Origin of the sequence: Microbacterium proteolyticum (assembly GCF_014192415.1) — a bacterium.
GTDB classification, from domain to species: domain Bacteria; phylum Actinomycetota; class Actinomycetes; order Actinomycetales; family Microbacteriaceae; genus Microbacterium; species Microbacterium proteolyticum.
Map to the genome: position 1 here is coordinate 582,144 of NZ_JACHXY010000001.1, position 13,448 is coordinate 595,591.

Here is a 13,448-nt window from a genome sequence, read left to right on the forward strand (position 1 = left end):
GGGTTGCCCCCTCGGGGATCTGCGTCGCTGTTTCGGGTGAACGCGCGGGTGCGTGTCGCCGGCGGGCGGATGACGGGGACGCATGCGAGGGCATGCGATCTTGGGACTGCGCTGCCGGGCCGCTAGCCTGGGCGCATGGCTGACCTGCGTCTCGTCGAACTGTCCGCCGCCACGATCGTGGCGGTGAACACTCTGTCGCTCAAGCCCGGCCAGGAGCAGTTCCTCGCTCCGGTCAGCTACGGCATCGCCGCGACCGTCAGCAATCCGCAGACGTCGTGGCAGCGCGTCGTGCTCGACGCCGACGAGGTCGTCGGCTTCGTCAGCGCCAACTTCGACCCCGACGCCCACGAAGAGCACTTCCGCTCGGTGCTCTGGCGCATCAACGTCGACGCCGACGAGCAGGGCCGCGGCGTCGGCAGTTACGCCCTCGCCGCCGTTCTCGAAGAGGCACGCGGCCGCGGCATGGACCACGTCGACGTCATCTACGAACCCGGCGTCGGCGGCCCCGAGGCGTTCTTCGAACGCGTCGGCTTCGAGGCGGTCGGCGAGACCGAGTACGGCGAGATCATCGCGCGCGTGCGGGTCTGACCCGACCGGCGAGGCGATCCCTCCTCCGCCGCCCCCGCAAGCGCCGACGGCGCTCGGATCACCGTACGTCTCGCCGCAGGAACGACCACGCGCCCGCGGCGAGCGCGGTGGCTACCCACGCGGTCGCTAGAGCGGACGCCATTTCCTGCGTCGGCCCGACGGCCTCGCCGACACCGAGGGCCGCGAGATCGAGCCCGGCGCCGCGGAGCATCGTGGGCAGCGGCATCCAGGCCGCGATGTCCGGCCACGGGGAAGCCGCCATGAGCGCGGCGCTGATCGAGAAGGGGGCGACGAACAGCGCCGGCAGATGCGCCTGGACGACGAGCCCCACGCCGAGACCCCAGACCGCGGCGGCCGCGCCCACGGCGAGGATCGCCAGGACACCACCGAGGTCCACGCCGGCGAGACCGAAGGTCGGCACCAGCGCAAGACGTCCGCCGAGCACCGCCGCGGCGGCGACCATCGCTCCGCCCAGCGCCGTGAACGGCACCCGACCGACGAGCGCCCAGGGGCGCGACTGCAGCGTCGCCCTCTGCGCGACCACCCCGGAGCGACGGTCCAGCGTGTACCGGAACGAGCCGTAGATCGCGGCCATGACGGCGGCATAGACGCCGATCACCGCCGACAACGGCCCGACCACGAGCATCTTCACGTCATCGGGCGCGCCGGCGACGTCAGCGGGGATGCTCGCGGCGATGGACGCGGAGAGCACGAGCGTGGCCGCAGCGATCCCACCCAGGGGCAGGTCGACCTCGAAGCTCCGCCCCTGAGCGGCGAGAGTGCGACCCGCGCGGCGCAGCAGGGAGGGACGGGTGACCACGGAAGCGGCCGTCACGCGAACCGCCGTCGTCCGACGATCCACGCACCCGTCGTCAGTGCGAGGGCCCAGGCCAGAGCCACGGCCAACCCGCCGCCCGGCGGGAGCAGCACGGGATGGTTCTGAGGCGACGCCAGCGCAGCGAGCGACAACCCCGGCAGGAAGCGGGCCACGTCGGGCGCGGTGCCGAGCAGGGCGAGCTCGAAGGCGATCGGGCCTGCCAGCACCAGGGCTGCCGCGGCGTAGTAGTTGCCCACGATCCAGCCGACCGCGGCACCGAAGACCGACCCCAGCGCCGTCGCGGGAAGCGCTCCGAGCGCCGTGCGGAACACCGCCGGGGAAGGGGCGAACGTGAGACCGTTCACGCTCATCACCACGGCGACGACACCGCACCATAGGAGGGTCAGGCCCGCGGTGAGGATCAGTCCGACGACCATCGCCGCGAGGACCTTGCCCACGAACGCGCGCGCGAACCCGACCTGGACGACCGTCCGGCCCATGGATCCGTAATAGAACTCGCGGGTCACGCCGAACGCCCCCGCGAACGCCGCCACCACGAAGGTCCACGCGACCGGGGCGAAGAGCAGACCCGCGGCGGTCTCGGCATCCAGGCTCGTCATCCGCCCGAGGGTGTCGTCGCTGGTGAGGACGATGACGGGGACGAACCCCGCCAGCAGCAGGACGGCGAGGGTATTGAATCCACTGCGCGCGCGCAGGATCTCGGCACGCATCGCCCTCATCACGCGCGACTCCCCTCGACGAGGTCGAAGTAGCGATCCTCGAGGGAATCTCCGGGGCCGCACACGAGGTCGCCGAGCGCGCCGGAATACAGCACCCGACGCTGGAGGATGACGACTTCGTCGACGGTGTGCTCGAGTTCGGCGAGCTGATGGCTCGACACCAGGACCGATCCCCCGCCCTCCGCGAAGGCCCGCAGGTAGCGACGCAACCACCGGATGCCGTCCGGGTCCAGACCGTTGGAGGGTTCGTCGAGGACGAGCGTGCGAGGCGAGCCGATGAGGGCGGCCGCGAGCCCGAGCCTCTGCACCATGCCCGTCGAGAAGGATTTCACTCGTCGCCGGGCGTCGTCGGCGAGTCCGACCTCGTCGAGAACCTCGTCGACACGCCGGCGGGGGGCGCCGACGGCGAGGCGGGCGATCTCGAGGTGTCGCCGCGCGGTGATGCCGGTCTCGAAGCCGAATCCGTCCATCTGCACACCGATGTGGGCCGATGGCTGTACGAGACGGCGGAACGGCAGGCCGTCGACGAGCGACTCGCCCTCGGTCGGGGCGGACAGGCCGACGACGGTGCGCAGCGTCGTGGACTTCCCCGCTCCGTTCGGGCCGAGCAGTCCCACGATGCTGCCGCGACGCACGGCGAACGAGACGTCATCGACGGCCGTGCGGGATCCGTATCTCTTGGTGAGGTGGCGCACCTCGATAGCGGGGTCGATCATTGTCGGGTCTCTTTCGTATCGGTGTCCGGCGGGCGCAGGAACGAGAGGAGGACAGACGCCGGCTCGACGACGTGGGTCGTCCACGCCGCCTCGAGCGCGGAGCGGGAGCCGATGCGAAGGCTCGCGCGGCCGGCAGCGGGCAACTCGGCGCTCTCGGCGACGTCGACGGCGCCGATGGCGACGGCGTCCACGTCGACTCCGCTCACCTCGACGGGCGAGAACGCCGAGAGGGGCGCTGCCCGGGGGCGCAGCGCCGTCGCCCGCGCGGTCCCGGTCGCGACCTGCGCGGAGAGGATCCCGCTCGTCGACAGGTCGACCGGGGTGCCGTCGGCCACGGGGAGCGGCGCGGGCGAACCAGCCGTCGACACGAGGAGCACCCGGTCGTCGACCACGACGAAGCCGGTCGTGCGGACGTCGTCGACCGGGGTGAAGGCCGCCGCGCCGAGGGCGACCGCGGTCACGGACGCCGCCAGCAGGACGAATCGGACGCGCCCCCTGCCCCGCCTCCAGCACGCCGCGAGCCATCGCGCGACGCGGACACCGACGGCGATCACGACGAACGCTTGAAGGGCGAGGACGAGGAACGCGCCCACCGGTCCCGTGCCGGCGAGCGCGCGCACCGTCCGTTCGACGGCGAGCCACACGATCACGGCGGGCACCAGGGCGCTGAGCACCCCGAAGGGCACGCTCCATCGACGCGGGAACGCCCGAGAGACCGCCGAGCCGCCGAAGAGGACGCGACGCAGGGCGTCCGCGGCGTCGTCCATCGTGCGGGCGCGCAGACGGGGCTCGTCCAGCGCGCTCATGAGCGCCACGTACCCGTCGAATCGGACGAAGGGGACGAGGTTGACGACGACCACGGTGCCGCACGTGCACGCCACGACGAGCAGCGCCCGACGCAGGTCGGAGTCGGGAACGGCGAGCGCCCCCAGGGCTGCGGCCCCGCCGAGGACGGCGTGGACCGCCGGACCCGCCAAGGCGACGGCGACGCGGGAGGCGCGCGAGGGAAGGCGCCACGCGTCGGTGACGTCGACGAAGAACGCCGGCCCGAGGTACAACAGAATGACCCCGGCTCGCCGCGGCCGTGCACCCGCATGCGAAAGCGTCACGCCGTGCGCGGCCTCATGGGCGACGGTCGCGGCGATCATCACCGCCGCGACGAGGACCACGTCGACCAGCGGGAGCGGAGCCGTGAGCGCGCGCGCCGCCGTCTCGGCCTGCCACAGCAGCGCGACCACACCCAGCACGACCACCGCCGCGAGCGGCCACACCAGCCACCGACGCAGGAGCGGCCGCAACAACCGAAGCAGACGATCGAAGAGGAGGGGGGCGCGCAGCGTGGCGAGCTGGATCGTCAGCGGCGGCCGGTAGGTCAGGCGCCCGGCGGGACGCCGCTGCGCACCCTCGAGCAGACCGGCCCGCCGGAACCGCTCCACGAGTGCGGCGAACGCTTCCGGCTCCTGATCGGGGGCGAAGCGCCGGCGCAGGTCGTCGACGGCGGCGGCGCCGTCCATCGCACGCAGGGTCGCCGCGACGGTCGAGGACGCCCGCGACACCGGCACGCCGTCGACGCTGACGAGCCAATGCCCGCCGTCGGCCGCGGGCTCGATGCGCACGGTGTCGGCGAGCCGCGGCGGTACCGCGGCGTGCGGTGCAGGGGCGTGCGGGGGGAGCACATCACGTGACATCGGCGCCTCCGTCGTCGGCACGGGTGTGCAGCAGCACCATGCCCTCGCCCGGGACGGCCCCGTTCGTGCGCACCGGGATCGCCGCAGGCCGGGCGAATCCGGCTTCCCGCAGCTCGGCGGACACCGTCGCCGCGTCGAGGAGCTGCAGACGCGTGGTCAATACGCGCACGGGGCCGGGTGACGCGGGCAGCGGGAGCGGCATCCAGTTGACGATGCGTGCTGCGCCGCCCGCCTCGACCTGCTGGGATTGCAGATAGGCCTTGCGTCCGCGTGCCGTCTCGACGGCGATCTCCTGATCGGCGGAAGCGCGTAGCCGGGTGACCGCGACGGGCCCCGCGACCGAGAGCAGCACGCTCCCAGTGGGAGCGAGGTGCCGACGGACGGCGGCGTAGAGGCGTCGACGGTCCGCTCCGCCGAGCAGCGTGATGGAGGTCGCGCCGAGCACGACGAGATCGAAGACTCGCTCGAGATCGAACGCGCACATGTCGGCGACGACGAACGTGCAGGGCGCCTGCGGGGGGACGGCGTCGCGCAGCCGTGCGAGCATGTCGGCCGAGAGGTCGAGGGCGGTGACGCGCGCGCCGGACCGCAGCAGCGGGACGGTGAGCCGACCGGTCCCGGCGGCGAGGTCGAGCACCTCGGGACCGCTGCGGCGCGCGACGGCGAGCACCTCACGGATCTCGGATCGGTCCGGCCCGACGAGATCGTCGTAGAACCGTGCGCCGTCGCCGGCGTACACGTCGCTCGGGTCGGCGACGCATCCGGCTTCCGCCAGGCGGTGGCGCACGGAGTCGGTCAGCGGTGCGGTCATGGCTCCTCGTGGGGTGTAGCGGTGGACCGTCGAGGGGGACACGCGGGCGGCGTCTCCCCCTCGGCGGCGTTCAGGTTGCGATGGCGACCGTCGCGGCGGCGATGGCGATGATGTAGCTGGCGTGCTCCCACCACTCCATCGGCGCGTCGAGGGCGTCGAGTTCCTCGAAGCCCAGAGCGAGATCGTTCGGCATGTGTCACCTCCTCGGTGCGGTAGAGGAAGGGATGCCACGGTCGCGGCATCCGTCGCGAGTTCTCAGGTGGCGGAAAGGGCGATGAGCCCGAGGGCCACGCCGTAGCTGAAGCCGCGGAACCAATCCCATCCGTCGTCAGGGGCGTCCATCGAGTCGAGCTCGACGAACTCCAGGGTGGAAGTCATGTGCATGTCACCTCCTCGAAGGTCGTGGGGTCGACCGGTTCGACCCTCACGTGGCGATAGCGACGCCGATACCGACGACGGCGAGTCCGCCCAGGACGCCCTGATAGAAGCTCTCCCAGCTCGGGGTCTCCAGGGCGTCGAGCTCCTCGAACTGCAGCTGCGGCGAAAGAGCGAGAGACGTCATGTGTGGTCACCTCCTCTCGATCTCATCGGGATGGTCTCCGGGGGCGAGTCGTGACGCGTCGACGCACGCGGGGTCGGAGCCCACCGGGCCCCCTCGAGCACCGCGCGCACGTCGGGCGCCGTTATCCCGGGCAGAGCGGGTGCCCGCCCGCCCCACCACCGCTCCACGCGGACCGCCATCGACGTCAGGGCGTCCGGGTCGGGTCGGGTCGCGAGAGGGAGCGCCCATCGCGTGACCAGAGCATCGATGCCGGCCGACGGAGCCGTCGGGAGCCGCGTCTCGCGGACCACCTCGCGCCAGAACGCCTTCAACGGCCGCGACGCTCCCCAGCGGGGGTCGCCGTCCTCGATGCATCGCCACACGCCGGCGACGATCGACGCCGTCGCGCGCATCTTCGTCGTGCGGGCGACGAAGGACACCTCGTTGGCGAGGTACCAGTGACGTGGGCTGAAGGACGCGCGCCCGCGCAAGGCCGCCGTGCGCTGCGTGGCCGCGCTCCAGCGCGCGACCCTCAGCCGCGCCGCGGGTGACAGGGGTCCGTCGCCGAGCCCGATAAGGGCACGGCCGATCGCGACGGCGTGCGCGTGCGCCCGGGGGTGCGCACGTTCCGCCGTGCTGGCACCGGCCAAACGCAGGAGCGCTTCGAGGCATCCCGTCCGGACCTGCACTCCCGCGAGCGTGGTGTAGTGATCGGCGTCCAGTACGGCGTGGCGCGGGCGAAGGCTTTCGCCGACGATCAAGCGCTGCCCGTGATCCGTGCGGACGATCGCGACGGCGTTCGTCTCGGCGGACGTGCCGACGGTGGTGGGAACGGCGATGACGTCGATCGCTGCGACGTCGGGGGGCGGCAGCGGCACGACCGCGACACGCTCCGACCGATCGAGCGCCCACCTGAGCGTGCGGGGCGACGCGATACCGACCGCGGCGACCGCCGCCGTGTCGATCGTCGTGCCCCCTCCCACCGCGACGACCGTCTCGACCCGGGCGTCCCGAAGGCGTGCAGAGATGGCGGCGACGGCCGAGGCGTCGACGCGGGCGGTGTCGAGGGCGACGACGACCGCAGGATGCGCGACGGCGTCGGCCAGATGCGCGAGCCGCGCGTCGACCACGACAGCCGTCCGACGTCCCGCCGTCACCGCCGCGCATACCGAACGGGCGACGGAGAACCCGGCGACGAGCGTCGAGCGTCGCGGGTGCACGATTGCGCTCACGACCACCGCTCCGCCATTCGGGCAAGGCCCACCCGGATCGCCGCGTCGAGTTCCGCGAAGTCGGCGTCGGTGTAACCGTAGGCGGGGAGGAGCTGGATGCCGTCGACCCCCGGATGCACGATCGCCCCGGCCGTGTGGATTGCGGCCACCAGCTCGGCGACGCGCGCAGCGGGCAAGCGGGGCTCGACAGGGTCCGCCAGCGCCAGGCCGAGGAAGGCGCCGCGACCCCGGACCTCGATGGCGAGACCGTCGCGCAGGAGGCCGTCGGCGAGCGCCCGGACCCCCGCGCTCACGCGGGCGATGGCATCCCGCATCCCGCACCCGCGGAACTCCTCCGCGACCGCGCTGACGGCAGCGGCGCACGTCGGCGTCCCGGCCTGGGTCTCGCCGTGCACGAACACGGCGCCGCGGTCGGCGAACTCCGCCGCGACGCGCGCACCGACGAGCACCGCCGCGGCTCCGACCGCTCCGTTGGTGAGGGCCTTGGACAGCACCAGCAGGTCGGGCGAACGCGTCCACTCCCTTGAGGCGAAGAGCGGCCCGGTGCGACCGAATCCCGTCGCGACCTCATCGGCGACGAGCAGGAAGCCGTGCTCGTCGCGGAGGTCCAGAACCGTCTCGACGAACGCTCTCGAAAGCGGGTGAGCGCCGGTGCCGAGCACCGGCTCGACGACGACGGCGGCCACGCGGGGCCCCTCGCGTCGCAGCAGCGCCCTGAGCTCCGCACCCTCGTCGCGATGGTCGACGTGACGCACCGTGCGCCGGTCGAGTGCGTACGCACCCTGGCCGAGGGCGTCGCCGCTGAGCGCGTGGCTGCCGTACATCGTGCCGTGGTAGCTGCTGCGCAGGCCCACGACGAGCGTGCGCGCACCCTCGCCGCGCTCCCCCTGGTACTGCCTGACGAGCTTCATCACCGCGTCATTGGCCGCACCGCCCGACGTCGAGAAGATCACGCGGCGGTACGACTCGCGCCCCGTCAGGTCGAGCAGGGCGTCCGCAGCCTCGAGCGCGGGGCGGTGAACGGTCCGGAAGAGCGTGAGGTACGACGCGTCGCGCAGCGCTTTCGCGATCGCATCCGCGACGCCTTCGTGGCCGTAGCCGAGGGGCACGTTCCACAGGCCGCTCGTCGCGCATAGGCGCTCCGACCCGTCGGCGTAGCGGATGCGGTGGCCGCGCGCCGAGACGGCGATCCGATCGGCGCCGAATCTCGCATCGGCGCGCACCAGGGCCGGCCAGACGGGACTCACGCGTTTCCTTTGACGACGACGGGCGCCGAGGGACCGGGCCCCGATGCCCTCGGCCCGGGAACCGGTGACGACGATACTTCGCGCGCGGAGCGGGCGAACCGGGATGCCAGGGGTACGCCGGCACGGACTCCGAGACGCTCCGCGGCCTCGGCGCACAAGTGCGCGGCGGACGTCGCGGATATCCGCTTCATCCGCGCGAGACGCTGCGCGGCACTGTCGGGATCGCTGGAGGTCTGCAGGATCGCCACGACCGCGGCGGTCGTGTCGGAGAGGCGCTGCCGTCGACGGGTGCGCAGGTCGGCGAGGAGCACTCCCGCCGCCGTCTCCACGAGGAAGGCGTCCTCTGGCCGGGGCCGCGCGTCACCCTCCGACTCCGCGTCCGCAGACCATCCGAACCCGTCGACCCGCCCCTCACCGGGTCGGATCCCGAGCACGCCCCACACCTCTGCGGCACGCAGGTAGCGCGCGAGCCACGGCCGGGAGGCGAGTCCGTCGACGAGGACGGGTTCAGCGACGACGTCCGTCAGGGCCGTCCACCGCGGGCGGGCGGCCCACAGGTCGTCGACGGCGGTGTCGACGGAGCCGAGGTGCTCGCCCTGGGCGCCCGCGGTGATGCGACCATCGGCGTGGATGTGGAGAGCATTCGGCGGGGCGACGTCGAACGGTGCGTCGACCGCGTCGGCATCAGCGAGCCGCAGTCTCGGGTCGACGAGCGGGCCGGCGAAGACGCCCGCGTCTCGAGCGAGGTCGGCGTCGTCGAGGAAAGCGCGCCATCCGTCGAGGTCGAAGAAGCGCATGGCGGTGGGACCCACGAGCTCGACGTAGGCCGCCGAGGCGTAGTGCTGCAGCTCGACCGTGTGACCGGCGACGTGGAGCGTGTCGCCGATGTCGTCGAACGCTCCCCGGTAGCCGATGACCCGCGCCGCCGTCTCAACCGGGCGGGCATCGGGGACGAGCAGGACGTCGTCCGCGCCGAGCGCGACCGCGACCCGACCGGCGGGCGCGCCCGGAGCACAGAAGACCGCACGCCGGAAGGACCGGTGTCGCCCCGTGATCCATTCCACGACGAGGCGCGCGTCGCGCTCGTCGACCGCTCCTCCGGTCACAAGACACCTCCCCTCGCCGCAGCTCCGCGCTCGTCCGGAGTGCGGAGGTCCCCGCTGAGACAGAGGACTGAGAAGAAATGTATACATGCCTCATGGGCGGCGCGCGGTGAGGAGTTCCGATTCACCCGGTCGCCCGGAAGCGATCACCTCAGCAGCCCGGCGGGCCGCTCGTCGGCACGCGGGCGCCACGCCATCACGGCCGAGGGATGCCACGTACACCGGGCGGCGCAGGGACGTGGCATCCCCTGGAGGCGAGGTCAGACGAGCGACTCGCGCCAGGCGGCGTGGAGCTGTGCGAATTTGCCCGTACCCGCGATGAGGGCGGCGGGACTGTCGTCTTCGATGATGCGCCCGTGCTCCATCACCAGCACACGATCGGCGATGGCCACCGTCGACAGGCGGTGGGCGATGATGATCGCGGTGCGGTCGGCCAGCAGGGTCTGCAGCGCGTCTTGGATGAGACGCTCGCTCGGGATGTCGAGCGACGCCGTGGCCTCGTCGAGGATCAGTACCGACGGGTCGGCGAGGAACGCCCGGGCGAACGAGATCAGCTGACGCTGGCCCGCCGAGACGCGTCCACCGCGCTTGTTCACGTCGGTGTCGTAGCCGTCGGGCAGTTTCGCGATGAACGCATCGGCGCCCACCGCGCGAGCCGCGGCGCGGATCTCGTCCATCGTCGCATCCGGCTTTCCGAGCGCGATGTTGTCGGCGACGGTCCCGCTGAACAGGTACGCCTCCTGAGTGACCATCACGATGGCGCGGCGCAGGTCTTTCGGGTGCAACCGGCGCAGATCGACGTCGTCGAGAGTCACTGAGCCCCGGGTCGGGTCGTAGAACCGCGACACGAGTTTGGCAAGCGTCGACTTGCCGGCACCGGTGGTGCCCACGAGCGCGATCGTCTGCCCGGCGGGGATGTCGAGCGAGAAGTGCGGAAGGATGACGCGATCGTCGGAGTAGCCGAAGGTGACCTCGTCGAAGCGCACATTCCCCTTCGCCGTCCACAGGTCGACAGGGTCGCTCGGGTCGGGAACGGTCGGCTCCTCTTCGAGGACACCGGACACTTTCTCGAGAGCGGCCGTGGCCGATTGGTAGGAGTTGAGGAAGAACGCCACCTCCTGCAGAGGCGAGAAGAAGTTGCGTACGTACAGCACGGCCGCCGTGAGCACACCGATCTCCAGCGGACCGGCGATCACTCGCCCACCGCCCCACAGCAGCACGAGGGCGACCGAGACCGCGGCGACGGCCATGATGCCCGGCTCGAACGTTCCGAAGAGCTTGATCGAGCGCATGTTGACGTCGCGGTAGTCGGCGGCGAGCGTGCCGAAGTCGTCGTCGTTGCGCGGCTCTTTACGGAACGCCTTCACCGCGCGGATACCCGTCATCGTCTCGACGAACTTCACGATGACCTGCGCGCTGATCACACGGGACTCCCGGTAGATCACCTGCGAGCGCATGTAGAACCAGCGCATGAGCAGGTACATCGGGATACCCATGACGGTGAGGATCAGCCCCGACTGCCAGTCGATGAGGAAGAGCGCGATGAGGGTGAACAAGCCGTAGAGCACACCCGAGACGAGCTCGTTCAGACCGCCGTCGAGCAGCTCGCGGATCGTGTCGAGGTCGCTCGTCTGACGCGAGATGATGCGGCCCGACGTGTAGGACTCGTGGAACTCGAGGCTGAGCTTCTGCGTGTGCAGGAAGATGCGTTTGCGGAGGTCGAGCATCACCGCCTGCGTCAGCCGGGCGGCGACGACGACGTACCACCCGATGAGCACGGCACCACCGATGCCGGCGAGCAGATACACGCCGACCACCCCGTAGGTGGGCATCCACTCGCTGCGCTCGATGACGGCGGGCAGGGCGTTGTCGATACCGAAGGCGATGAGCGCGGGGCCGGCGACGCGCAGCGCCGTCGACACCACCAGCACGGCCGCGGCGAGCACGAGCTGTCCGCGCAGCGGCGACACGAGCGTGCCGAGCAGCCGCAGCGAACGTTGACGGATCGCGCGGCTCTCCGCACGGGTGTAGTCGGAGCGGTCTTCGCCGCTGGTTCCGGAGACGGTCGCGGTGGTCATCGGGTCGCCTCCTTCTCGGTGCGGGCGTCATCGGGGATCACCGGGATGGCTCCGGTCCGCGCCTCGCGCTCGGCCTCTTCGAGGCTCGAGATGACGTATCGGTAGTGATCGCTCTCGCGCAGCAGGTCGGAGTGCGTGCCGACGGCGGTGATGCGGCCGTCCTCGAGCAGGGCGACACGGTCGGCCAGGGTGACCGTCGACGGGCGGTGCGCGACGACGAGGGCGGTGGTCTCGCTGAGCACCTCGCGCAGGGCGTCCTCGACGAGGGCTTCGGTGTCGACGTCGAGCGCCGACAGCGGGTCGTCGAGCACGAGCACGGCCGGTCTCGCGGCTACCGCGCGGGCGAGGGCGAGACGCTGGCGCTGGCCGCCCGAAAGGCTCAGACCCTCTTCGCCGATGACCGTGTCGAGTCCGTCGGGCAGGTCGTAGACGAAGTGCGCCTGGGCGACCTGCAGCGCTTCGCGCAGGATCTCCTCCGACTCGGGCGACCCGGGCACGAGGTCTTCGCGCCCCAGAAGCACGTTATCGCGCACCGTCTGAGAGAACAGCGTCGCGTCTTCGAAGGCCATCCCGACGTGGCGGCGGAGCTCGGCGAGCGTGAGGTCGCGCACGTCGACGCCGTCGATCAGCACGCGTCCGCCCGTGACGTCGTACAGGCGACCGGGCAGGGTCGTGAGCGTCGTCTTGCCCGACCCGGTGAGGCCCACGAGCGCCATCGTCTCGCCCGGGCGCAGCACCAAGTCGACGCCGTCGAGCAGATCGGGCTCGGTGTCGGCGGCATCCTGGTATCGGAAACGCGCCCCCTCGAACGTGAGCTCGCCACGGGGGGCGGCGATGGTGCGGGGGTTCTCGGGGTCGACGATGGTGTTCTCCTCGTCGAAGACCTCGAAGATGCGGTCGGTCGCGGTGCGCGCGTCGAGCAGGAACGAGAACAGGAAGCCGATCGACTCCATCGGCCACCGCAGCACCGTGGCCATGGCGAAGAACGCCACCAGCTCGGCGACCTGCAGCTGACCCGATTGGGTCAGCACGATACCCGCACCGAGGCACACGGCGAAGGCGATGTCGGGCAGCAGCACGAGCCAGAACCAGATCCAGCCGATCGCGCGGGCCTTGTCGATCTCTGTCTCGCGAAGCGACTCCGCCTGGCGGGTGAACTTCTGCAGCGCGTGCTTCCCGCGCCCGAAAGCCTTGAGCACACGGATGCCGTGCACGCTCTCTTCCACCGAGGTGGCGAGGTCGCCCGCCTGGTCCTGGCTCTGACGGGTCAGTGCGCCGTAGCGTTTCTCGAACCGGAAACCGACGTAGATGACCGGGGCGGAGGTGACCAGGAACAGTGCGCCCAGCAGCCAGTGCCACCGGAACAGCAGCACCGCGCCGATCATGATCGTGAGCATGTTGACCACGAGCAGGATGACGCCGAAGGCGAGCCAGCGGCGGAGCATGCTGATGTCCTGCATCATGCGCGACAGCAGCTGCCCCGACTGCCAGCGATCGTGGAAGGCCACCGGAAGCCGCTGCAGACGCGAGTAGAAGGACTGACGCAGGTCGTACTCGACCTTGGTCGCGGGCGCGAGCACGAACCAACGCCGCAGCCACACCATCGCGGCTTCAGCGAGGCCGAGGCCGAGTACCGCGAGCGAGCCCCAGACGAGGGCGCCGGCGTCGAGCGAGGCAATGGGGCCGGCGACGATCTGCTCGAGCACGAGCGGGATGGCGAGCGCGAGCAGACTCGCGACGAGAGCCGTGGCGGCACCGGCGATGAGGCGAGGCAGCACGGGGCGCGCGATGGGAAGCAACCGCGCGAGAGCGCGCAGTGTCGACAGGCGGGGTGGCGGCGAAGCGGTGGTCATGATCCTCGTGGGGTCGAAGCGGGCGCCGGGGTGG

The 13,448-nt window shown here is 71.5% G+C and carries 14 protein-coding genes; 1 reads left to right on the top strand and 13 read right to left on the bottom strand.

Features of this window, described 5'->3' with window-relative positions:
* Positions 1-135 precede the first annotated feature (135 nt).
* Positions 136-588, top strand: a complete 453-nt coding sequence (locus FHS07_RS02675; RefSeq protein ID WP_055958767.1) for a GNAT family N-acetyltransferase — start codon at positions 136-138, stop codon at positions 586-588.
* A 58-nt stretch (positions 589-646) separates the two neighbouring features.
* Here the strand turns inward: FHS07_RS02675 and FHS07_RS02680 are convergent, their stop codons facing one another.
* The 13 genes from FHS07_RS02680 to FHS07_RS02730 all read right to left on the bottom strand — a co-directional run bounded on the left by FHS07_RS02680 (position 647) and on the right by FHS07_RS02730 (position 13,414).
* On the bottom strand, positions 647-1,423 hold the full coding sequence (locus FHS07_RS02680; RefSeq protein ID WP_183418358.1) for a hypothetical protein: 777 nt from the start codon (positions 1,421-1,423) through the stop codon (positions 647-649).
* The gene (locus FHS07_RS02685) at positions 1,420-2,136 is read right to left on the bottom strand and encodes an ABC transporter permease (protein ID WP_183418359.1); all 717 of its coding nucleotides are present in this window, start codon (positions 2,134-2,136) and stop codon (positions 1,420-1,422) included. Before FHS07_RS02685 ends, FHS07_RS02680 begins: the two co-directional genes overlap by 4 nt.
* An 8-nt stretch (positions 2,137-2,144) precedes the next feature.
* The gene (locus tag FHS07_RS02690) at positions 2,145-2,861 is read right to left on the bottom strand and encodes an ABC transporter ATP-binding protein (protein ID WP_183418360.1); all 717 of its coding nucleotides are present in this window, start codon (positions 2,859-2,861) and stop codon (positions 2,145-2,147) included.
* The gene (mpaP, locus tag FHS07_RS02695) at positions 2,858-4,549 is read right to left on the bottom strand and encodes a daptide biosynthesis intramembrane metalloprotease (RefSeq protein WP_183418361.1); all 1,692 of its coding nucleotides are present in this window, start codon (positions 4,547-4,549) and stop codon (positions 2,858-2,860) included. The genes FHS07_RS02690 and mpaP overlap by 4 nt, the downstream gene beginning before the upstream one ends.
* The gene (gene mpaM / locus FHS07_RS02700) at positions 4,539-5,360 is read right to left on the bottom strand and encodes a daptide-type RiPP biosynthesis methyltransferase (RefSeq protein ID WP_183418362.1); all 822 of its coding nucleotides are present in this window, start codon (positions 5,358-5,360) and stop codon (positions 4,539-4,541) included. The genes mpaP and mpaM overlap by 11 nt, the downstream gene beginning before the upstream one ends.
* 70 nt (positions 5,361-5,430) lie before the next feature.
* Positions 5,431-5,553, bottom strand: a complete 123-nt coding sequence (gene mpaA3, locus FHS07_RS16615) for an MpaA3 family daptide-type RiPP (RefSeq protein ID WP_279390918.1) — start codon at positions 5,551-5,553, stop codon at positions 5,431-5,433.
* A 62-nt stretch (positions 5,554-5,615) separates the two neighbouring features.
* A complete protein-coding gene (gene mpaA2 / locus FHS07_RS16620) occupies positions 5,616-5,744 on the bottom strand; it encodes an MpaA2 family daptide-type RiPP (protein WP_281369375.1) in 129 nt (42 codons plus the stop codon).
* Positions 5,745-5,784: 40 nt separating this feature from the next.
* A complete protein-coding gene (gene mpaA1 / locus FHS07_RS02705) occupies positions 5,785-5,922 on the bottom strand; it encodes an MpaA1 family daptide-type RiPP (protein WP_183418363.1) in 138 nt (45 codons plus the stop codon).
* The gene (locus tag FHS07_RS02710) at positions 5,919-7,133 is read right to left on the bottom strand and encodes an iron-containing alcohol dehydrogenase (RefSeq protein ID WP_183418364.1); all 1,215 of its coding nucleotides are present in this window, start codon (positions 7,131-7,133) and stop codon (positions 5,919-5,921) included. The genes mpaA1 and FHS07_RS02710 overlap by 4 nt, the downstream gene beginning before the upstream one ends.
* Positions 7,130-8,380, bottom strand: coding sequence for a daptide-type RiPP biosynthesis aminotransferase (gene mpaD, locus FHS07_RS02715; protein ID WP_183418365.1), 1,251 nt, complete (start codon positions 8,378-8,380; stop codon positions 7,130-7,132). The genes FHS07_RS02710 and mpaD overlap by 4 nt, the downstream gene beginning before the upstream one ends.
* Complete coding sequence (gene mpaB / locus FHS07_RS02720; RefSeq protein WP_183418366.1) at positions 8,377-9,486, bottom strand: daptide biosynthesis RiPP recognition protein; 1,110 nt, start codon at positions 9,484-9,486, stop codon at positions 8,377-8,379. Before mpaB ends, mpaD begins: the two co-directional genes overlap by 4 nt.
* A gap of 257 nt (positions 9,487-9,743) precedes the next feature.
* Positions 9,744-11,561, bottom strand: a complete 1,818-nt coding sequence (locus FHS07_RS02725; protein WP_183418367.1) for an ABC transporter ATP-binding protein — start codon at positions 11,559-11,561, stop codon at positions 9,744-9,746.
* Positions 11,558-13,414, bottom strand: coding sequence for an ABC transporter ATP-binding protein (locus FHS07_RS02730; RefSeq protein ID WP_183418368.1), 1,857 nt, complete (start codon positions 13,412-13,414; stop codon positions 11,558-11,560). The genes FHS07_RS02725 and FHS07_RS02730 overlap by 4 nt, the downstream gene beginning before the upstream one ends.
* Between the last annotated feature and the right edge of the window lie 34 nt (positions 13,415-13,448).

Bases quoted from the DNA above. Each gene is read 5' to 3' on its own strand.
- FHS07_RS02675 (WP_055958767.1), top strand. From the start codon at position 136: ATGGCTGACCTGCGTCTCGTCGAACTGTCCGCCGCCACGATCGTGGCG.
- FHS07_RS02685 (WP_183418359.1), bottom strand. From the start codon at position 2,136: ATGCGTGCCGAGATCCTGCGCGCGCGCAGTGGATTCAATACCCTCGCC.
- FHS07_RS02690 (WP_183418360.1), bottom strand. From the start codon at position 2,861: ATGATCGACCCCGCTATCGAGGTGCGCCACCTCACCAAGAGATACGGA.
- mpaP (WP_183418361.1), bottom strand. From the start codon at position 4,549: ATGTCACGTGATGTGCTCCCCCCGCACGCCCCTGCACCGCACGCCGCG.
- mpaM (WP_183418362.1), bottom strand. From the start codon at position 5,360: ATGACCGCACCGCTGACCGACTCCGTGCGCCACCGCCTGGCGGAAGCC.
- mpaA3 (WP_279390918.1), bottom strand. From the start codon at position 5,553: ATGCCGAACGATCTCGCTCTGGGCTTCGAGGAACTCGACGCCCTCGAC.
- mpaA2 (WP_281369375.1), bottom strand. From the start codon at position 5,744: ATGCACATGACTTCCACCCTGGAGTTCGTCGAGCTCGACTCGATGGAC.
- mpaA1 (WP_183418363.1), bottom strand. From the start codon at position 5,922: ATGACGTCTCTCGCTCTTTCGCCGCAGCTGCAGTTCGAGGAGCTCGAC.
- FHS07_RS02725 (WP_183418367.1), bottom strand. From the start codon at position 11,561: ATGACCACCGCGACCGTCTCCGGAACCAGCGGCGAAGACCGCTCCGAC.
- FHS07_RS02730 (WP_183418368.1), bottom strand. From the start codon at position 13,414: ATGACCACCGCTTCGCCGCCACCCCGCCTGTCGACACTGCGCGCTCTC.